13 protein-coding genes are annotated in these 22,239 nt (G+C 51.7%); 2 read left to right on the top strand and 11 right to left on the bottom strand.

The window, feature by feature from the left end; translation table 11 throughout:
- Window positions 1-3: 3 nt before the first annotated feature.
- The 10 genes from B5G10_RS03555 to B5G10_RS03510 all read right to left on the bottom strand — a co-directional run bounded on the left by B5G10_RS03555 (window position 4) and on the right by B5G10_RS03510 (window position 17,527).
- A complete protein-coding gene (locus tag B5G10_RS03555) occupies window positions 4-942 on the bottom strand; it encodes an EamA family transporter (RefSeq protein WP_087423381.1) in 939 nt (312 codons plus the stop codon).
- Between the two features lie 110 nt (window positions 943-1,052).
- Window positions 1,053-2,435 (bottom strand): undecaprenyl-phosphate glucose phosphotransferase, encoded by a 1,383-nt coding sequence (locus B5G10_RS03550; RefSeq protein WP_087423380.1) that lies wholly within the window; start codon window positions 2,433-2,435, stop codon window positions 1,053-1,055.
- 134 nt (window positions 2,436-2,569) lie between these two features.
- A complete protein-coding gene (locus B5G10_RS03545) occupies window positions 2,570-4,372 on the bottom strand; it encodes a DUF349 domain-containing protein (RefSeq protein ID WP_087423379.1) in 1,803 nt (600 codons plus the stop codon).
- An 82-nt stretch (window positions 4,373-4,454) separates the two neighbouring features.
- Window positions 4,455-5,297 (bottom strand): CRISPR-associated endoribonuclease Cas6, encoded by an 843-nt coding sequence (gene cas6 / locus B5G10_RS03540; RefSeq protein WP_087423378.1) that lies wholly within the window; start codon window positions 5,295-5,297, stop codon window positions 4,455-4,457.
- A gap of 26 nt (window positions 5,298-5,323) precedes the next feature.
- Complete coding sequence (locus B5G10_RS03535) at window positions 5,324-6,577, bottom strand: pitrilysin family protein (protein WP_087423377.1); 1,254 nt, start codon at window positions 6,575-6,577, stop codon at window positions 5,324-5,326.
- Window positions 6,578-6,579: 2 nt separating this feature from the next.
- Window positions 6,580-7,353, bottom strand: coding sequence for a peptidylprolyl isomerase (locus B5G10_RS03530; protein WP_087423376.1), 774 nt, complete (start codon window positions 7,351-7,353; stop codon window positions 6,580-6,582).
- 369 nt (window positions 7,354-7,722) lie between these two features.
- Window positions 7,723-10,308, bottom strand: a complete 2,586-nt coding sequence (locus B5G10_RS03525; protein WP_087423375.1) for a choice-of-anchor J domain-containing protein — start codon at window positions 10,306-10,308, stop codon at window positions 7,723-7,725.
- Window positions 10,309-10,433: 125 nt separating this feature from the next.
- The gene (locus B5G10_RS03520) at window positions 10,434-13,016 is read right to left on the bottom strand and encodes a choice-of-anchor J domain-containing protein (protein ID WP_158098766.1); all 2,583 of its coding nucleotides are present in this window, start codon (window positions 13,014-13,016) and stop codon (window positions 10,434-10,436) included.
- A gap of 19 nt (window positions 13,017-13,035) precedes the next feature.
- Entirely contained in the window at window positions 13,036-16,701 is a 3,666-nt protein-coding gene (locus B5G10_RS03515) for a choice-of-anchor J domain-containing protein (protein WP_087423373.1), read from the bottom strand.
- 448 nt (window positions 16,702-17,149) lie between these two features.
- Complete coding sequence (locus tag B5G10_RS03510; RefSeq protein ID WP_087423372.1) at window positions 17,150-17,527, bottom strand: hypothetical protein; 378 nt, start codon at window positions 17,525-17,527, stop codon at window positions 17,150-17,152.
- Between the two features lie 181 nt (window positions 17,528-17,708).
- Here B5G10_RS03510 and B5G10_RS03505 point away from each other — a divergent pair, with 181 nt between their 5' ends.
- Entirely contained in the window at window positions 17,709-18,359 is a 651-nt protein-coding gene (locus B5G10_RS03505) for a cytidylate kinase-like family protein (protein ID WP_087423371.1), read from the top strand.
- Window positions 18,360-18,367: 8 nt separating this feature from the next.
- On the opposite strand, the gene B5G10_RS03500 is transcribed toward B5G10_RS03505, so the two are convergent.
- A complete protein-coding gene (locus B5G10_RS03500; protein ID WP_087423370.1) occupies window positions 18,368-19,267 on the bottom strand; it encodes an exopolyphosphatase in 900 nt (299 codons plus the stop codon).
- 349 nt (window positions 19,268-19,616) lie between these two features.
- On the opposite strand from B5G10_RS03500, the gene B5G10_RS03495 reads away from it, so the two are divergent.
- Window positions 19,617-22,202, top strand: a complete 2,586-nt coding sequence (locus B5G10_RS03495; protein ID WP_087423369.1) for a hypothetical protein — start codon at window positions 19,617-19,619, stop codon at window positions 22,200-22,202.
- Window positions 22,203-22,239 lie beyond the last annotated feature (37 nt).

Here is a 22,239-nt window from a genome sequence, read left to right as displayed (position 1 = left end):
GCGTCAATGCTTGTGCAAAGGGACAGCCTGCAAGAGGTGCCCCAATTTGGTCATGGCCTTGTGAACCGGCAATGACTTGGAGGCGATGATGAGAAGCACGGCGGTGAGAATCATGACGATACCTATGCCCAGCCGTGGAGTAAAGGCTTCGCCAAAAAGAGTCACCCCGATGACCACGGCGGTGAGGGGCTCGAGGGCTCCCATAATAGCCGTGGGGGTGGAACCTATGGCATGAACGGCCAGTGTCATAGTTACCAGCGAAATGACGGTGGGTACCAGTCCCAGCATGAGGGAGAACAGCCACATGCGCGGCGTGGTAAGCGGCTGTAACTGTGTGCCGTTGCCCAGGCCCGATTGTAGTGCAATGGCAACCATACAGACGAGCAGGACATAAAAGGTGAGCTTGATCGACGACATGACAATGGCCGACTGGTTGACCACAACCATATAAAGTGCATAGGTAAGTGCCGAGACCAACACCAGCACAACCCCGGTAGTACTGATTCCGGCTCCGCTGCCACCCCGATAAAGCAGGGCTATGCCCGAGAGGGCCAAAGCGATTGAAAAGAGGGTGACCTTTGATATGCGCTCCTTGAAAAAGAGAGCCATAATCACAGCGACCATGATGGGATAGACAAAAAGCATGGTGGCGGCAATGCCGGCATCGATATAATGGAAACTCGTGTAGAAGGTGAGCGAAGAGACGGCAAAGAGGAGCCCCAGCGTGCAGAGGGTTTTCAGCTCCTTCCTTGTTAAGGCGAACGACTGGCGCTGCACCAGCATGATGCCGGCCAGAATGATAACGGCAAACAGAAACCGATAGAAGAGTACCGAACTCGAGTTCAGCCCCTCGCGATACAGATACAAGGCTCCCAGAGGATTGGTGCCATAACTTACTGCCGAAACGATGCCCAGTATCGTGCCTTTAACCTTTGTATTCATCTCTTTTTCCCTTTCGGGGTGCAAAGATACATACGATATCGTTACCGCCGATTAATTTCGTCCTGTTTTTTAACGGGATAAAAATGATGTAACCGGAGAAACGGAGAGTATCAGAAGGCGTTTTTCTCACCCTTGAAGGCGTTGACCACGGTGAGGAATATAATCTTGATATCGAGCCAGAAGTTCCAATGCTCGATGTACCACACGTCATACTCGACCCGGCGCTCCATCTGCCACAGTTCACGGGTCTCCCCCCGGTAGCCGTTCACCTGAGCCCAACCGGTAATGCCGGGTTTAATGAGGTGGCGGAGCATGTATTTATCGATAATCTTGGAGTAGTCGTGGGTGTGCTTGACCATGTGCGGGCGGGGCCCTACGACCGACATATCGCCCAGGAATACGTTGATAAACTGGGGCAGTTCGTCGAGACTGGTCTTGCGCAGGAACTCTCCCACCCGGGTCTTGCGGGGATCGTTGCGAGTAGCCTGCACTTCGTCACTGTCGGCATTGATTTTCATGGTGCGGAACTTGTAGCAGTTAAACTCTTTCCCCTTGAAGCCGGTACGCTTCTGCTTGAAGAAGACGGGCCCCGGCGACGAGAGCTTTACGGCTATGGCAATAGGGGTAAAGATGACCGGCGAGCAAACGAGCACGGTGGTCGAGAAAACGAGGTCGAAGGTTCGTTTCAACATGCGGGAGAAGATATTTTGCAACGGCTCGGGATGCAACGAGAGCACCGGCACATTGCCTACCAACTGAAACTCGAGTTGCCTGTGTATGTAGCGCCCTACGTCGGGCACCATGAAGAACGAAATGTTGTGCGACTCTGAAAACTTGAGCAACCGGGTGATTTTCTCCTCCTGGCTCATGGGCAAAGCACAATAGATTTCATCGACATTGTTGGCTGTGGCAAAGGCTTCGACGGCCGAACAGTCGCCCTGGAAATTGGGTAGCGACTTCTTCAAGGCCAGATTGTCGTCGAAAAATCCCATGAACTTGTAGCCATACCCGGCATCGGAGCGCAACTCGTCGAGCAGCTTTGTGCCCATCGTACCGGCTCCCACAATGACCACGCGCTTGAAGTTGTAGCCCTTGCGGCGAAAGTACTTGAGCAGCTTGCGCGACCCTACCCACCAAATGGCCAGCAAGAGCGAGAGGAGCAGATAGAACTTGAGCAATACCATCGAGCCTATATCTTCGATTTGCAGGAAGAAGATGAGCAGCAGGAAGGCGGCCAGATGGCTCAACACGGCTTGGGTAACCTTTATCAAGACTCTATCGACATGGAGGATACGCAGCTCGTGAATCTTGGAGAAGAAGAGATATACGGGAAAATAGGAGAGATTGAGCAACAGCCAGATGATTTTCTCGGCAAAGCCCTGTTCAAGGCCCCCACCCCATAGACAAACGACGGCATAGGCAATGTTCAAACAGAAGAAATCACCAATAACAATCAGCGATTTTATCATATGTCCATATCTACCTCGTGCCATTTCTTCTCTCTTGCTATCGTCTATCTTTATTCGGCAAAGTCGTTCTTCCCCGGCAGATTGCCAACTGTGGGGGAAATAACAGGGCAACCCGGTTTTATGGGGCCGCCCTGTCAAATCTTATACTTTTATATTCGCTACAAGCTCTTATCTATAAGTTGTACTTTTTGCTCGATAAGCTGCATCTCTTCGCGAATTTTTTGCATCTTCCGTTCCATCTCTTTCAAGAGTCCGCTCGACTTTTTCGACGAGATGTTCAGGAAGCCGATGTTGTTCTCGTAGGTTTGCAACTCGGCTTTCTTCTGATCATACATGCGCAGAAGTCTGTCGCGCTCGCGATAGAGTTTGTCGTGATTGCCGTCGGCCATCTGCTGTACCGAAGCCGAGAAGTTGCTCAGGCGATTGCGGGTCTCGGTCATGTTCAGGCGGGCAAAGAGGATATCGAGCTGTGCCTGATACTCTTTATAGATTTTGTCTTTCTCCTTGAAGGGCACATAGCCAATGGTGTTCCACTGAGCCATGAGCTCGCGCACGGTTTTTTCGGCTTCGGCCGGCTCGACCGATTCGTCGATGGCTTTGAGACGGGCTATGATGTCGCGCTTCTTTTCGAGGTTCTCCTGCTCGGCCTGGCGGGTGGATGCCAACTGGCTGTTCTTCTGGGCAAAGAAGTAGTCGCAGGCTGTTACGAAGCGTTTCCAAATAGCGTCGGAGTGTTTCTTGGCCACGGGACCAATGGTCTTCCACTCTTTCTGCAAGGCCACGAAAACATCGGTCGTGGCTTTCCAGTCGGTGCTGTCTTTGAGGGCTTCGGCCTTCTCGCAAAGGGCTTTCTTTTTCTCGAGATTGGCGGCCATCTTCTCTTTCACGCTTTTGAAATACTCGGCCTTGCGGGCAAAGAACTCGTCGCAGGTTTTGCGGAAACGCTCAAAGAGCAGGTTGTTCATCTTGCGCGAGGCGAATCCCAAGGTTCTCCAACGGCTTTGCAGGTCGAGCACATGTTTGGTAGCCTCGTCCCACTGTGCAAATGACGAGAGGGCGTTCATATCAATAGCTTCGATCTCTTCGCACAGGGCGGTTTTGGCCTCTTCGTTCTTGTGTTCTACCGCCTTGCGGGCTTCGAAGAAACTTTGATAGCGCTTGTTGACCTCGGTCGAGGCATCCTTGAAGCGGTTCCACAGATCCTCGCGCAACTCTTTGGCCACGGGACCTATACCGCGCCACTCGTCGTGGAGCAGTTGCAGTTGCTTGAAGGCAGCGACCACATCGTCGTTGGTGAGCAGGGCCTCGGCAGCTTCGCACAAGGCGGTTTTCTGCTCGAGGTTTTTCTTGAAGTCATAGTCGCGCAACTCTTTGTTGATTTTCAACAGGTCGTAGAAATTCTCGACACAGGCTTGAAAACTCTTCCACAATCCCGACACGGCGGCCGAAGGGAGCTCGCACGGCTCTTTGAAAGCCTGCTGCAACTCCTGGAAACGGGTATATTGCTTGTTGATGTTGTCGGAATCGGAGGTAATAGATTTCATCTCTTCCAAAATCTGCTGCTTGCGAGCCAGATTCTCCTCGCGCTGTTTCTCGAGCGTAGCCGTGTATTGGGCCTTCTTCTCGCGAAATACGGCCAACAGCGATTTGAGGGTCTCTTCCTGCTCGTCGGGGGTGGGCACAAAGTCGGCCTCGGGGTTCCCGGCAGCGACAAAAGCGTTGCGAGCCTCTTCTATTTCGATTTTTTTCTGTTTATAATAGGCTTGCTTCAATTCATCAACCTCTTCCTTAACCTCTTCAACCGGGCCCTCGACCAACTTTCTCAAGGTCTCGATAATCTCTTCTCTCGAAAGTTTCGATGCCGGTTGTGCCGAGTTTTGTTCCTCCTCGGCCGGAGTCATAGTTTGACCTGCATGGGGTTCTTCTCCATTCACATCAGGTCTTTCAAGCTCTGTTGTCATAGTATAATCAGTTTTATGAAGGATAAAATCTTTATTCTCTATACAAATTAAAAAAATTTTTTTGTCATTTCATACAAAAATGTCAGATTATTTTCATCGGCGTATCCTCTTTTTCGGACGAAGGGGCTGCTTTTCCTTCGTCTGTGGCTCCCCGGCGGAGTATTTCTACACAGCCGAAACCCAGATTTACTTTCTCGCCTATGCCGGTTTCGTACATAATCTGGTGTAACAGAGGGTCCATCGAGACTTTGAACTTATACATGTAGCCGATGACTTTCGACTCTTCGGGGGTGAAACGCATCATGAAAATGCCTTTTCGCTTGGGCTCGGACAAGAGGTTCCACGAGAAGTCGGCATTGCCTTCGAAGGGGCGTCCAAAGATCTTCTCATACTTGGCCAGTATCGAGCGATAGAAACAGTCGGCATAGGGGGGATAATCGGGGCCTATGTATTCCATGCTGCGGTTCGACCGGGCTACCATAAAGACGATGGGCGACAGGGCCAGATACTCGGCTTCGGTGCCAAACTCGGGTGTGGGGCAGTCGATAATCTCTTCTACCGCCAGCTCGACCCTACTGCGGCGATCGCCCAACACGAAAGTATCTCCCTCGAAGAGGGTATGTACAAACTCGCGAGTGCCCCGTACGGGCAGGAACGAAATCCACATCTGTACCTTCTTCACCAGGATATGCAACCGGTCGTTCTCGACCCGGATGCGCGGAATGTAGAGGTTGGAAAACGAGAAGAGCCGGTTGCGACAATCGTCAACCGGGGCAAATCCATTGCTGGAGAGCCAATGCAAATATGTCTCAAAGTTTTCTCGGATGCGCCGATAAACGGCGGCCGACAATTCATATTGATAGCTCACCGGCAACACATTGCCAAAACTTTCGGACTTAACTGCCAAAACTAATTTGAAACGCATAACAACTACTCTATATCATTCATTCATCAAAAAGATGCTCCGGAGGATACCGACTTGTACCACAGGGTCGAACTATTACCGGGCACGAACAGCTCTCTTGCAATGCGCTGTATATCGGCCGGTGTGAGCTTTCTGTAACGTTCTACCTCGCGATCGATATTGCCGGCATCGCCCAACAATTCATAGTAGGCCAGGTTGGTCGCCTTGTTTAGATAGTGCAGGTTGGAAAAGAGGTCGTTCGACTCGAACCGATTGACCACTTTGTCGAGCTCCCGTTGTTCGACAGGGGTGTCGCAGATGCGGCGCAACTCGGTTTCGATGGCCTCCTCGCCCTGCTCGAGTGTGACTCCCGGCGAGAGTTTGCCTTTCACCAGGAAGAGTCCCGGGTCTATTTCGCCGGTAATCGAGGCATCGATCTCGGTAAAGAGTTTTTGCTCCATGACCAATCGCCGATACAACCGGGAGGAGCGCCCCGAAGAGAGGAGATCGGAGAGTGCATCGCAGGCCTGGTAGTCGGGATGAAGACGCCCGACCATGTGATAGGCCTTGAAGATGGCATCCAAAGGGACTTCGCGCTCAACGCACTTGCGACGGACTTCGGTCTGAACCGGCTCTTGCGGCAAATGGCGCGGAGCAACCTCGCGACGGGGAATGGGTGAGAACCACTTCTCGCACAGCGCCATGGCCTGGTCGAACGGCAGGCTGCCCGAGATGCTAAGGATGGCATTGTTGGGGGCGTAGTGAGCAAAGAAAAACGACTTTACCTCGTCGAGGGTAGCCTCGGCAATATGCGACGTATCGCACCCGATCGTGGGCCACCGGTAGGGATGCACCCGATAGGCCATGGGCCGGAGCAACAGGTATGAATCGCCATAAGGCTGGTTGAGGTTACGCTGCTTGAACTCCTCGATGACTACCTGTTTCTGCACGGCCAGCGACTCGGGCGAGAAGGCCAGGCTGAGCATGCGGTCCGACTCCAGCCAAAAGGCGGTCTCGATATTGTGCGTGGGGGCTACCGTGTAGTAGTTGGTCACGTCGTTGCTGGTCCAGGCGTTATTCTCGCCCCCGGCTTTTTGCAGAGGGGTGTCGAAGTCGGGGATATGCAACGACCCACCGAACATGAGGTGCTCGAACAGATGGGCAAACCCTGTGCGGGAGGGCGACTCGTCTTTCGACCCGACATCGTACAACAGGTTCAACGCCGTCATGCGGGTTGAGCCGTCGTAGTGGTGGATGATGCGCAAGCCATTGGACAGTATGTGACGACGAAAAGGTATCACGCTTACTCCTCGACTTTCATTTTTATGATTTTGACATCGGCCACGGGACGGTCGGCGGCACCGGTCTCGACCTGCTGTATCTTATTGACTACGTCCATTCCCTCGATAACTTCGCCAAAAACGGTGTATTCACCGTCGAGATGGGGCGTGCCGCCTACGGTCGTGTAGGCTTCGCGCTGGGCCTGGGTAAAGGTGCGCTTGCCGTCGTGCTTGATTTGCTCCTGCATCTGGGCAATGAGTGTATCTTGCAAGGCTTGCAGCCCCTGCATGTCACGGGCTTTGCGCATCTTGATAATCTCGTCGCGATGATTGGCGGCCAGAGCCTGAAATACCGACTGCTGTTGTTGCATCTGCATCTGGTGCTCCATCTGGTCGAGTTGCTGGGGATTATAGACTTTACCGGTAACGATGTAGAATTGCGACCCCGACGAGGCTTTCTGGGGATTGACCTGGTCGCCTTGACGTGCGGCGGCTAAGGCTCCCCGTTTATGGAAATATTTGGGATAGACAAACTCGGCGGGCAGTGTGTAGCCCGGATCGCCCGTACCCAGCATCTTGCCGGCCGGAGCGTTCTTGGAGGTTCCGTCGCCGCCTTGTATCATAAACTCGTTGATTACACGGTGAAACAGGGTACCATCGTAATACCCTTCGTTGACCAGTTTTACGAAATTGTCGCGATGGGCGGGCGTATCGTCGTAAAGTTTCACTTTGATATTTCCCATAGTGGTTTCCATAAGAACGACTGTCTCCTTATGACTTTTCGAGGCACAACTCATGTTGATTATTATTAGCAGTAAAATGATAAAACAAATATTCTTATTCATAGATCCTTCCTTTTAGCCGCTCCGTAGCCATAGATATAGTGCGCAGACGAGCCTGGTCAAATGAAAAAAGTATGGGTTCAAATGGGACTATACCCAACTGCATCCTATATTCTCTCTAATCTAATTATGAAAGCAAGCAAATAAAAAAACATCGGCCGTATGGAGCGGGCCGAGCGGCTTCTATTCCTCTACTTCAAATATTTACAAAGATACAAAAATAAATGATTTCTTAACATAGAAAAGGAGAAATTTATATTTACGAAAAAGGGCGCTTCGTTTTTTTTATCTACGAAGCGCCCTTTTCAATTCATTTCAAAGCAATTAGCGCACCAGCACTTTTATCGTTCCGGGGCCATCTTGAGTGGTCACACGCACCAAATAGAAGCCGGCTTCGACCGGGATGCGGGTATTTCCCTCGACATGGGCTACCGAAGCGACGGGTTGTCCGGCGGCATTATAGACCGTAGCCGATACTTGTTCGCCCGATACCGACTCGATCCAGATAGCCCGATCGCGCGCGCAGACTTTCACAGCCGGGACAGCAACCGACTCGAGAGCACTGTACTGGATGGTAAAGAGATACTCGACCAGGTCGGACTCGCCCGACTCGTAAACAGCCTTGACACCGGCGGTATAGGTGCCGTCGGGGAGCGACTCGAAGGTGTAGAAGTTGTCGGTTATCGCCGTGGCTTTGGTCTCGCCATTGAGATATACGTTGTAGGTGGCATTGCCTACCTCGGGCGCGGGAGCATCGTCGGCAGGCCCTACGTAGAAGTTATCGACCTTGAGCATCCAGCCGTCGTTGGAGACATAGTTGATGGCCAGATAGATTTCGCGGTTGACATAATCGGGCAAATCGACGGTGACTTCGTACCAGCCGCCCTCTTCGAAGGTGCACTTATACAACTCGGTAAACGACGAATCGTCGGTCGAAGTCTCTGAGGCCAGTACTCTTATCGTCTCGGGGATACCGGTGGTTTCGCCGGGATTACCATAGACGTGAACGTAGAAGCGCACCACATAGCCCTCGTTGATTTTCTGTTTGGGGGCAATGAGCCAGTCGTTGGAGGTGGCCCGCTGCACGCCGAAGAACATGACGTATTTCTTTCCCCAAAGCGTATTGAGGTATCCATCGACATTGCACGGGGGCGTGGTGGCCTCGGGGTTGAAGATGAAGACGGGCGACTCACCGTCGTCGAATCCCGGGAAGGTAACATTCTGCCCGTTGACCGAGAGCATATAGTGTTGCAGACGGTCCAGGTCGTAGGTGACCCAATCGCCAAAGTGAGTAGCGAAATCGTCATACTCCTCGAAACTGTCGCTCCAACCCAGGTCTTGATTCCACCGGAAGGTAGCATCGGTTGTCTCGGTGTCGTCGTGATAGGTAAAATCGACCGAGAGGTTATAGGGGTTGGTAATTCTCTCGACCAGCGCCAAATCGACGGTCATGTCACGGTCGATATTGATGAGCGTATCCAGGGGCTGGTAGCGGTCGTCGTTGATGCCTATCACATACTCACCCTTGGGCAACGAGGCGAAGTGCGAGAGCCCCGACACAAGGGTGTCGGTCACCTGATAGCTGCCCGAGAGGTAGCTCACGGCAATGCCTTCGGACGAACCTCCATTGACCGAAACCTGCACCTTGACATCGGCATAGGCCGAGGCTTCGGGTACCTCGATTTGCGTGGTGGCCAGGGACGACTCGGATACCTTGTAAATCGCTTTCACACCCAGGGTATGGGTGCCGGCAGCGAGGTTTTCGAAGAAGAACGAGTTGGTCTGGACCGACCCTACCTCGCGGTCGTCGAGATAGACCGTATAGCTTTGAGGGTCGTCGTTTGCCGAGACACTGCGGTGGCGTATGGCTCGCGGCAACCGGGCTTTCACCAGCGAGGGGTTCAGTTTGGAGGGCCCCACGAAGAAATCATCGACCATCAGCATCCATCCGGCCTGGGTGATGTACTGAATGGCAATATAGACATCTTGCCCTTCATACTTCGAGAGGTCGTACTCGATGGTGCTCCATGTGCTCCACTCGACCGACTCGTAATTGCCTTGGGTGAGTGGCATGAAATTGCTCTCGTCCGTGCCTGTGGTCGATATCCACACCTTGAAGCGTTCGGTGGGAGCATCGGCCGCCTTGGCCTTGAAACGCACGACATTGTTCACCCCCACGTGTATCTGGGGCGTAATGGCCCAGTCGTTGTTGGTGGTACCGCTGGCCGTGCGGATAAAGCCCATGTATTTCTTACCGCTGTATGCCCGCAGTTGAGGAGCATAGAACCACCACGATAGGGGGTAAGGGTCGCCCCCGTCGGAGACGTTTACATAGGCCTCATCGGGAGAGACTATCGTAGCATACTGCTTGAGCCCGCTATTGGGATACCCTCCCTGCATGAGAACGGCAGCCGACTCCTGGTCTTTGTCGATGCCGGTCCACGGCGAGAGGTCGAGGGTAAACGAGGTGTAATCTTCGAAGTTGTCGAAGAAGTAATCGGTCTCTTCGTTCCACACCAGCGAGGCATCGTTGGTGCCGGTCTTGGGATCATGAGCGAGTGACGCCTGCAAATTGTAGGGGGTGCGCACCGGCTCCTCCATCACAATCTTGAGAACGGTATCGCTTTGTATGTCGAGCGCGGCATTGTCGTAGGTTTTCAATCCATCTTTCTCAATGACCAGGCGGTGGATACCGGGATATATATTCCGCTCGGTATAGGTGCCGTTTGCACTCAACACCCGTTCATAGACCAGCCCCGACTCGGTACGCTCGAGGTAGAAGGGGGTCCCGCCCATGTCTTCGCCGGTAACAGCGGTCACCTGCAAGGAGAGCGATACGGTCTGTTGAGCCATCACCGCCCCACCCCATGCGACAAGGAGCGCTACCAGCGCTAAAAATTTTTTCTTCATTTGCTTTTCGATAAAAGTTGTGTTTGGTGTATCTCTGTAAAATTACGTTCCCCGGGAGGGACACAGAGGGCTCTCGTAAACGGAGCCCTCTGCGATATTACTCCCCACCCTGCGGGGAATGTGTATTAACGTTTCATGACACGTGTCGTAACAACGGTGTCGCCTTGTACAACGGTTACCAAATATATACCGGTACTCAAATCGCGCATCGATATCGACTCGACATCGGCCGCCTCTTTCACACAGTTACCCGCAAGGTCATAGACCCGTACGTTGGCGGTTCCACCTGTCCAATAGAGATTATCGGTCGTGGGATTGGGATATACCGACAGTCCCGACAGAGCGACCTCTTCGACTGCCAAGGTAGGCATCTCGGCAATGTCGCCAACGTAGATTTCGTCGAGCGAACCGCCTGTCGAAGAACCGGCATTCTTGGTAGCCACGAAACGCCAGCGCAGATTTACGCTCTTGCCGGCATAGGCGGCCAACGATACATATTTGTGACGCCATTTGGTGCGATCCTGGGTATAGGCCAGCGGAGTCCATTCGTCGGCATCGGTGGCACGAATCTCGAAATAGAGAGTACCATCGGTATCATCGACCTGATCGAAGGGAACCTCGGTGACAGCCTCGTTTTCATATCCGTATTCGAGACGATTACACAAAGCGCCACCCCATGCAAACGAGGCTACCATGTCGCCACTCTCGGGGAGTGCGATTTCCGGTGAAACAAGGGTCGATTCTTCGCCGGCTCCATTGTGCCATACCGAGGCTGAATATTCCCCGGCAAAGGGACCTATCTCGTTGATTTTCCACTGTTGGATACCATCGCCCTGATGATTGGATTGCCAACCCATAGGCGGCATGACTCCGGCTTCAAAATCCTGGGTATAGGGGAAGTTGCGAATCGACTGGTCGGCCATGGTGGTAAACGACCAGGTGTCGCCCTCCTCGTTCTTGCCTACCGAGTTGTAGGGAACGACGCGCCAGTAATAGGTGGTGGCGGGTGTCAACTCGGGAATCGTATAGGAGACTGAGGTATTCCCCTCGAGGCGTACCTGATTGAGGAGCGAGGTGGGATTCTCCCGATCGGTTCCTACCGAAAGTTCATAGCCCTCGGCAAAGAGTTCGGGTTCCCACGAAAGGGTGAGGCGTGAATAATCGACATCGGTCTCGCCATTGACGGGAGAGGGAACGGTTATCTCCATGGGGACACCACCCTCGCCATAGAGTTTGGGCAGCACCACGTTGTCGAAGTAGATATCGGTCACAACCATGTTGTCGAGACCTCCGTCACCGATTTCAAACTCGTAGGTCCAACGCAGATAGACATCGTCGCTCACCACAAAGTTGCCGTTCTTGTCTTTAATCTCTATCTCTTTCTGTACCCATTCGTTGTAACGGCTGTCGTCGAGCGAGCACCAAAGTTCGGTCCAATCGGTATCGCTACCTTTCTTGTAGTAGCAGATAAAGTAGGTGGTGGGCAGGAACGAGTCGTCGATATACTCTTCGCCGGTAGCTTCGAGGTAATCGAATTTTACTTTAGCGTTACCGGCCGAAAGGTCGAGACGGGGCGAAACAATGTCGCAGGTGGTCATACCGCCCACGGTTACCGACTTCACCCCCGACGTGGCTATACCATCGATAGTGCGCCAGCCTTCATTGCGCGACCAACCGGCAGGCGGGAAAATCTCGCCCTCGAAGCTCTCGAGCGTATATCCCTCTTCGAGTACGACTTTGGTTCCCGAAAGATCGACCGAGAGAGTGCCGCCATTGGTATTTATCTTCATCACCGTGCTGCGGGCTCCCGTCACGGTGGGGTTGTAGTTTACCCGATAGGTGAGCTCTTCGCCCCGTGCCAAAGCCACCGATGCGGGATCGATGGTAGTGGAGAAGTCGGTACCATCGAGTCCCTCGATGCTCGAGATGGTCAAGGTACCATACCCTACATTGCGAAGGGTCATCGGCTCGGACTGTGCCAGATAACCTATATAGGAGTTGGAGAAAGCATAGGAGGTAGAACCTTCGACCTGAGGCAGTTTCTCCATCTCCTGTACACCTACTTTTACATCGTCAACCGCCAAAGTAGCCGAAGTATAGTTATTGACCAACACGGCCTGGAAGTAGAAGGCAAACTTGACCGATTGACCTTCATAGGCATCCAGATTGATGCTGGGAGTAAGCTTTTGCCAATTCGATTCGGCACCCGTGGCAGTCTTGTTCCAAGGCCAGGGTAACCCCGAGGCCTCGATATCTTCTTGCGAAGCCACATTCCACAGGTCGCTCCACGAGGCACCATCGTCGGTCGATACCTTTACCAGGAAACGGCCATAGGTTTTCTCGGAAGGGAGAAAGGCCGAAGCATTACACCAGAAGGTAAACGCCAGCGTAGCACCCTGGCTCACCTCTACCGCGGGGGTAATGAGCCACTCTTGCTTGGCAATGTTGGCGGCTCCTTCATCGTAGAAACTCATCACCTCGGCACAACCCGAACCGGCAATGGCAGAACCTGAAATCTCATTCCAATCGAGAGACCAATGGGCATATGCCTTCGAATCCAGATTATCGGGGAGTTCGGTACCCTCTACAGTCCACCCTTGCGGCGGAAAGGTTTGGCTCTCAAAGTTCTCGTTCAACACGAGATTCTGGCCCGATATGGCCCCCGCGCCGCAAAGGAGCAGCGCCAGGGGGAATATAAGTTTCTTCATAGTCATCATAGTTTTGTGATTATTGTTTAACGATTTGGGTTGTATAGTGCTCGCCGGCAGTTTGTACCGTTACCAGATATACACCGGGGGCAAGAGCCGACATGTCGAGAGTCTCGACTTGCTGCGCTGCCAATACCTGTTTGCCCGTGATATCGGTAACGATAATGCGGTCGCAGGTCTCGTTCAGATAGAGTGTAGAAACCACAGGATTGGGATAAACCTTGAGTGCAGAGCCATCGACCTCGTCGATACCCGAACCGTCGGTAATGTTGAGCACAATCTCCTGTACGGTAGTCTTGGAACCATCGGTAACCGAGAGTTTCATGATGATCTCTTCGACCTGTCCGGGGATACCCGACAATGAACCGCCGTTGGTACCCGTGGTGTGGATAATCCAGAAGGGTTTACCTTGCAGAGTAACCGTCAAGGGATCACCATCGGGATCGGCTACGGCATAGTTGTAGGTCCACTTCTTACCCACGGTAGCGTTGGTATCGGGCACGGTGGTAAAGTAGGGCGCGTTGTTGTCGCTGTTTACATACTCAAAGTCCTCGAAATAGAAATCGTCGAAGAAGGTTACAAAGCCATCGGCCGGAGTGTTGTTGCGCACGGCTATATAGATGGGCTGTCCGGCATACTGACTCAAATCGACATCAAACTCGGTCCAAGAAGTCTGGCTGTCGCTGTTGTTCTTATAGGGAACCTGTACCGAATTGAATCCCGAAATAGGTGTGAAGCTCGACACGGCATTGTCGGTTGTACTTACCAGTACGGTAAGAGCGGCAAAGGGGTGATAGGTGTTATCGCCATCATACGACTTGGCATAGAAACGGAAGTGAGCGTTGTCGCGTGCCGTCATCTGGTCGCTGATGAGCCAATCGACAGCTTCGGTTTCATTGGCCGATGCCATGGTTGCCAAGAGCTGGTCGCCCGAACGGGGATAGATGTTGCGCCAATCGGCACCATTGGGTGCGGGCAATTGGTTGATAACGATGTAGGCATAGGCGTTGCCAATATTGGGATAGTCGATCATTACCGGCGAAACAGTTGCTGTGTGATCGGCATCGACCGTGGTAAAGCCCTTGGGTGCGATGGATCCGAACTCATCGTCTTCGAAACTGAAATAGCGGGTATATTTGCCCAGAGCCGTACCCGACACGGGCAATGTAACGGTAGAGGCGTTGTCGAAGGTGATTACCAACTCGTCTTCTACGGGAGCCGAAGTCTCACCGGCGGCGAAGGTGATGTTGAAATCGACGCTTTCGCGGCTATCCAGTACCATATCTTTATGCAGCGAGGTGCTGAAGTTGCTATTGGTGAAAGATACGCCCGTGATAGTCATGGTTTGTTCGCCATCGTTCAAAAGGTTGAGCATGGGCGAGGTAACGGCTTTGTTGTAGTTGACATCGCCTGCTGCCCACGAAGAGACGTTGATAACGGCCTTACCGGCAGTGGGAGCCTCTTCGATGAGAATCTTGTCGAGTGACGCACCCGAACCCATATAATCGACTGCACTGTAACGCCAACGGAAGCTGACGGTCTTTCCACGATAGTCGGAGAGGACGATACGCTGACGTTCCCACGATTGACCCTCGGCCTGTGCCGAAGAGATATGGGCCAGTTCTTGCCAAACGTTATCGGCTTTGATTTCGAAGTAAAGGGTGTCTTTGTTGATCGTGGTCGTGCCTTGAACCGACTTGGTCAAGCTTACCGGTACGGCATTGCCCCAGTAGAAGCTGACCTGCATGTCTTTATCGGCAGGCAATACAAAGGATGGAGTTTGCAAGATACCTTGCTCGTTGGAACCTCCGGCCGAGATGTAGGCCGAACCTTTACCATCGAAGGTCGTGTAGTCGGTGCGATCCCACTCGGTATAACCTTCGCCCATGCTGCGCCAGCCCAGCGGGGGGAATACTTCGTCGTCGAAACCTTCGGACCAGGGATAGGTGCTTACCGTTTGGTCGGCGAGCGTGGTGAAGCTCCATACTTCGGGCGAAGCGGTTTCGCCCATGTCGTTGTAGGCTACGACTTTCCAGTAGTAGGTGGTGCCATAGTCGAGCGTGGGGATGGTGTAGCTGCACTCGGTCACCTCGGCGCCATTGACAACCGAGAAGTCGGATGCCGATTTACCTACATATACCTTGTAGCCTTGAGCAAACTGTACACCGCTCCAGGTGAGCGTGAGCTCTTCATTAAATACATCGGTTGCTCCATTTTCGGGCGAGGGTGTGGTTGCGGCTCCGGGGGCAGAATTGCTGCCATAGTAGGGAGGCAATATCACATCGTCGAGGAATGTCGTGGAGTACTCGGGCAGATCGTCCCAACCGCTGCTGGACAAATCGACATCGAGAACGTATTTGAACATGACATAGCAGTTATCCGAAGCGGGAGTGCCCAAGTCGATGGCAAGGTGTTCCCACCGGTTGATCGAATCGCAAGAGGCAATCTTGTTCCAGGTTGCTTTTCCGTCTTTGGAGAAATAGACTTCGAATTCACTTTCGGGAGCTACGGCATCGTCGGCCGAAGGTTCCCACACATTGGCATAGTTGAACTGTAATTCATAGGTGCCCTCCGAACAATCGAGACGGGGTGTTACCAACGTGGGGTTATTCTCGGCGAAGCTGCAGGCAGCCGCATAATTACCCGAAGTAGCATAGGCGCTGCCCTGGGTCCAACCTTCGTCGGCAGTCCATCCCAACGGCGGGAATGTGCCGCTCTCGAAGCTCTCGAGGTTGTACTCGCCAGGGAGAATAATTTTTGTGCCCTCCAAAGCGATGGAGACGTCGCCACCGTTGGTATGGATAGTCATTGTGGCCGTATTGGGGCTCAAGGCCGAAGAGGGGGTATAGCATACATAGAACTCATATTCGGCTCCCGGTTTTATCGATACCGCAGCAGGATCCAGATTGGTCGTGAAATCGGTACCCTCAAGGCCCGAGATACCAGTCACGGTGAGTTCGCCTACACCTTTGTTGCTAAGGGCAAACTTCTCGGACCACTTGCCTACACCGATGTAGGAGCCCGGGAAGATATAAGAGGAGGGAGTAACCTCGGCTATGGGAGCATCGATGGCTGCGCCCGATTCAACTACCACATCGTCGAGTCTCACGCAGTTGCCTTTACCTTCGCCACTTACCAGAAGGCAGTGTACAAAGGCAATCTTTATCGTTTTGCCTGCATAGGCTTTCAGGCTGAGCAACGACGAGTTTGCGGTCCAACCGGTCCAGGGATACACGACGCCACTGTTCTCGACCTGCTCCTGATTGAGGAACGAGAAGATGGTGGTCCACGTCTCACCGTCGTTATCGGTCACACGCACCTGAAAATCATACTCGTTTTTGAAGGCTGCGGCCGAGGCGCCTTCCCACAGGAATTTAAGATTGTAATTGGTATTACCCAAGGTGAGAGCCGGCGTGATTACCCACTCTTCCTTGACAGGCTCCACGGTTACATATGAGCCCGCATTACAAAAAAGATTCACCGAACCGGAGAGAACCGAATTTCCTGTCTCTACAGTCCAGTGATTGACCGTACCCTCTTGGGTATCATTTACAACTGTCCAGCCATTCGCCGGGAAATTAGCCGCTGTCCAGGTTTCAAAACCTTCATTTAACAACGACTCTGCTCGCAATCCTACTACCATAAATAGGAAGAATGCACAAATAAGCGTAATTTTCTTTGCCATCGTAAATATATTATTAGGTTTATTATGAAAAATCACATTACATGTACCTACATCAAAAATATCACGACCATTAATTCATCATTGGCAAATATAATAATTTGTTATTAATATCCATACATTTTAGCGAAATATTACCATAAAGAGATTGATTTTTTACAAATTTCGAATATATATACAAAAATCAACAATAGTCATTTTTGTATAACATTAACATATAACAACCCTGTGCGGAGACTTTATTGAGCAAGGATTCATACACTATAGTGTCTCCACTCAATCGGCATAAGATGGGCAAAAGGTTTTCTACGATTCACTTCCCCGTTTTCTATTTCATTGATATACAACCATGTCGGTTCATTATCCCATTCAAAACAAACAGCACGCCGCCCCTCCCCTACTTCAGGGAAGAGGCGGCGTGCCATTATCTTATTTTTATCGGGAATACCTATTAAATAATGTCGTTGGCATAAACCCGCTTGTAAATGCGCCTGAAATTGTCGCTCTGCCGATTCAACTCTTCGACGTGCGATTTATAGTCTTCGCCCCATATGCCCGACAGCAAATCGCCAATATACTTGCGCTCGCGGTCTTTCTGCAAAGAGGCGGCAATAAGCTTGTCGATTACCTCTCGATATTTATCGGGCCCGGTAGCATGCAGGTAGAGGGCTGCACTCACCGTAATCTGGCCGGTGAGATCGACCCGGATGATATTGTCGGCAAGAGCTGGCATATCGTCGTCGCAGGCACCCATGTGATTGGCTATGTATTCATAGGTAAGTAACCCGTCGGTGTCGCTGCTCAATATTTTTTTCAACTCGTTATTCATAGTTTGCCTATTTTGAATGATACAAATTAAATAAAAACTTTTGTCGCCACAAAATATTTCTTAAAAACAGTTTGTAGAAGCGGCTAAAAAGCGTACAGAAGGGTAAAAAAACGAAGAGGAATATAGGATTTCCTATTTTTTTAATGTATGTTTGTTGAATAATCGAATAGAGAAAGGCACCATGAACAATAACCTCATCATCACGATAGGCCGGCAGTTTGGCAGCGGTGGCCGGGAAATAGGCCGTCGCCTGGCCGATTTGTTCGGCATATCTTACTACGACAAAGAATTGATTAACGAAGCTTCGAAATCGAGCGGACTCAGTACCGAGTATTTCGAAAAGGCCGACGAGCGGGCCCCGAGTGCGCTGCTCAATTCGTTTTCGATCAACTGGCTCACGGGTGCCGGCGGGCTGTGGGGCGACGGTGGATTGTCAAATGAGTATATCTTCAAGTTTCAGTCCGATGTCATCAGGCAACTGGCCGAGACTCAATCGTGTGTAATCGTGGGCCGTTGTGCCGACTATATTCTGCGTCAATACCCGCGATGCTACAATGTGTTTATACATGCTCCGCTCGAGGACCGCATTGCCCGCATTTTGAGCCGTTCGCAGAATTTGACCCGCAAAGAGGCTATCGAGCTGGCCGAAAAGAAGAACAAGCTGCGTGCCTCTTACTACAATTTTTATACCGATAAGGGTTGGGGGGTGGCCTCGTCGTATGACCTGTCGATCGACTCCTCGATTCTGGGCAGCGAAGAGACGGCCCTCTTCATTCGCGACTTTATCTTGAAGAAAGACCAACAGCCCAAGTGGGACAAGGCTGCCCGATAACAGGGCGGCTACTTGTAATGTTCCTTCAGATAGTCGGCACAGAGTGAGTAGATGATACCATCGACAATGCCGATAGTGGGTACCCATATCTCTTGTGCCCCTATGTGAGTGGCAATCTGCAAATAGATATCGGCAGCAGGCACAATGACGTCGGCACGGTCGGGCTTCAACCCGAAGCGTTCGATGCGATCGACAATGGGATAGCTGTTCAGTTCGTTTCTCAACTCGAGCAACCGTTCGACGGTCAAAGGATCGTGCGAAGGAATCTTGGCCAGATGGTGCAACTTGTTGATGTTGCCTCCCGAACCGATGATGGAGATTTGGGGATATGCCTCTTTGACCCGTTTCAAATCGCGATACATGCGGAAGAGTTCGCTACGGCTCAACTTCTTGTTGAGAATACGCACCGTGCCTATGTTGTAAGACTGTGACTGCAAGAGCGCCCGGTTGCTGATGATGCTTACCTCGGTACTGCCGCCGCCTACATCGACATAGACAAAGTTGCCGTCTTGCTCAAACTCATCCACAATATGACTGTCATATACGATGCGAGCCTCTTCGAGGCCGTTGATAATCTCGATATGGATACCGCTTTTCTCGGAGATGTAGCGCACAATCTCGGCTCCGTTTGACGAGTCGCGCATGGCCGAGGTGGCACAGGCCCGATAGGCGACGACGTTATATACCTGCATCAGCTGCGAAAAGGCGTGCATGAGTCGCAACAGTTTCTCGGTCTTCTCGGTCGAGATGCGACCTTTGGTAAAGGTGTCTTGCCCCAACCGCAGGGGTACCCTCACGATGAAAACTTTGGCCAAGTCGGTGACTTTCTCGCCTTTGGAAATTCCCTTGATGAGTAACCGCACGGCATTGGATCCAATATCGATTGCAGCAAAATTGAGTTTGTCCATAGCGCCTATCTTTCTTTCCAAGCGAAGATACGCAAATATCGCGTATTTTTTTCGCTATCGGGCGAGAATATCGATACCAGAAATCTATTTTTTCTTTTTCAGTCTTTCGCGGGCGAACCTTTGTGCCTGGCCGTATGTTGTATTTGTGGCGCAAAAATAAAGTGATTGGTTATGCTTGGGCAAATGCGCCTTTCCCCTCATTCACAAGGGGAACGGGAGACTCTCCCCCGCTTTTTATTATCAGGGATTTAATCAATCAACCGGGTGGAGTCTCCCTCTTGCAAAGAGTATCATCATGCCAAAACAGGATTGAGCTTCGGTACTACTTTTACCGAAAATTTTCTGTCCTATGAAATCGAGTATAATCTTTAACGGGATGAACCGACAGGCTTCGCCCGAGATAGCCAAGCCGGGCGATTGCTCGGCCATTATCAATTTGCGCAACCAATCGGGGCACCTGGTTCCCGTGGGAAAACCCGAACTGCTGTACACCCTCTCTCAAAAAGGCAGCCGCCTGCTCTATGTGCACACCTGCTACGACGGAGAGCACCATATCACGACCGACGACCTGGCCATTTACTACGAAGCTCTTGTCTATAAGGAGACAGAAAAGATAGCGCCTCAATCCAAAGAGTTGTTTGCGCTTAACGGCCAAAAGGTTATCGGGGTGCAGTCGATAGGCAATACGCTCATTGTCATCTGTGCCGAGAATACCTATTACCTGCTATATAAAGAGAGTAGATATATTTTCCTGGGCGAGAGGCCCGAGATTCCCGAGATTTCGTTTTCGATCCACCCCATGAAAACCGACGCCTACCACCTGGAAGAACATAACTTTCACGACGTATATGTCAACCCCAAGCGTCTCGAGCTGGTCGATGCCGACTATTACAGTCTGGAATACTACAATGCATTTTTTGAGTTGCAGGACCGGGCCTGGGAACGGCACTATTTCATACAACCTATTCTCGTACGCTACGCGATTACCCTCTACGATGGCAGTCGCATATATTCGTCGGTACCCGTCATGCTCTCGCAGCCCGACCCCATACAACCCTACAAGGTAGAACTACGAATCAACAACTCCAATGGCAATAACGTCTGTATAGGTACCCATGCGGGCGACATCGTCGTCAACAACTACTGTATTCGGTATTTTATCCACAAAATGAATTTAGAGAACTGGAAAGATATCGTGCGCAGTATCGACATCTTCGTTACCCCCGAAGCCACCATATTTGAACCCGACGCCAAGCGAGAGGGATTCGTGTTTGACATCGAGCGCACCGAGGCGAACGAAACGGTTACGTTTTCGCTCAAAGGCGAAATTACGTTCCTGGACCGGGAAGAGGTCAAGAAACGCTACCTGCAAAGTCCTCTTTTTTATAAAATCACGTCAATCGAAAATTGGGACGAATTGAAAGACGGGCAGTGGTATGACATCGAGAACAAGGTGCGAACCGACTTGCTGGTGCATGAAGAGCCCCTCTCGCCCGACAATACCACCTTGTTATCGACCGGAGCCCAAATCAGTTATGTACACAACCAGCGGCTGCACCTGGCCAACTTGAACAAGAAACTGTTTACCGGATTTCCGCTAAGCCTGTTTGATACGGGCGAAAAGGGTACGGAATCTGTCCTGGCCTATATCTCGACCTATCTCAAAACCGAGCGCGGCGAAAGCATGGTCGTATGGTACGGCGAACTGGAGAACTTCTCGAACCAGCTGTCGCCCTTTCTCTCCTACCCCGACAGCAATGCCTATAAGATGGAGATTGTCGTGAAGAGCCCGACGGCCCGATACAAGGGCTCGTTCCTGCTCACCCCCTCGGAGTATGAAAACCGGTCGGACTATCTCGACGTGTCGCTATCGTCCATCACCCTACCCAACGACTCGGTTGATGCCTCTACGCCGCTACAGGTTCCCAAGCCCGTCAACGATGTCTATACTCAGGAAAATATCCTGCGGGTATCGAAAGTAGATAATCCTTTCATATTCCCGGCCGAACAGACCTACTCGGTCTCGAACGGAGCCATCACCGGGATAGCGAGCATCACAACAGCTTTGTCGGAGGGACAGTTTGGCGAGTTTCCCCTCTACCTGTTTACCGAAGAGGGCATATGGGCCCTGCAAAACGGGACTGAGTCGGTTTGTTACAGTGCCCAGCACCAGTTGAGCCGCGAGCCTATTGCCAAGGGATACCCCATCATTCCACTGGAAGATACCATTGCATTTGCCACCCCCAAGGGGCTGTCGATTCTGCAAGGAGCAACAGTACAACAAATCTTGTCGTTCGACGAAATGCCTTACGAAAACAACAAGTATGTGCTGAATCAGATCTCTGCATCCAATGTGCTGAAGGCCGCCTACGACCTTACCCCTCTCTCGGAGTTCATTCCTCAAAGTATGGTTGCTTACAATCCTATCGAGAAAGAGTTAATTTTCGGACATTCCAAATTTCCCTATACCATTGTACTTCATCTGCCTACTCTCTACATGTATCGCACGACACAAGTCTATACCTCTTTTTTGTATGACTCTACGCACCTGCTGGGGCAAGATATTCAGAACGGCATTTATAACCTGCAAAAAGAGAATCACGACACCCCCACTCAAGTGGCATTGCTCACCCGCCCCATCTCGCTCCAAAGCGGGAGTTACCAGCGGTGGAAAGAGCTGACCCTGCGAGTGGCGGCTCAAGGGCAAATTCTCTACCTGTCTCTTTGGGGAGGTAACGAGGCCGAGAATCTGTTTAATCTTGTGGGACTATTGTCAAGTGCGGGGAATGTACCGGGCCGACTCACTTTGCAGGCCATCGGACCGGCCTACAAGTTCTACCGCATCGTATTCTCGGGAGAGGCGTCAACCGACCTCCACTTGTGGGCTGCCGACGTGCTTGTCGAGTTTATCAACTACAACAACCGACTGCGCTGACCCTCACCCGCGCTCTTCGATGGGGGCATATACCGGT

It is taken from the genome of Barnesiella sp. An55 (genome assembly GCF_002161555.1).
Lineage (GTDB): Bacteria > Bacteroidota > Bacteroidia > Bacteroidales > Barnesiellaceae > Barnesiella > Barnesiella merdipullorum.
Note: the sequence above shows the minus strand (reverse complement) of the source record. Positions and strands in the feature narration are given on the sequence as shown.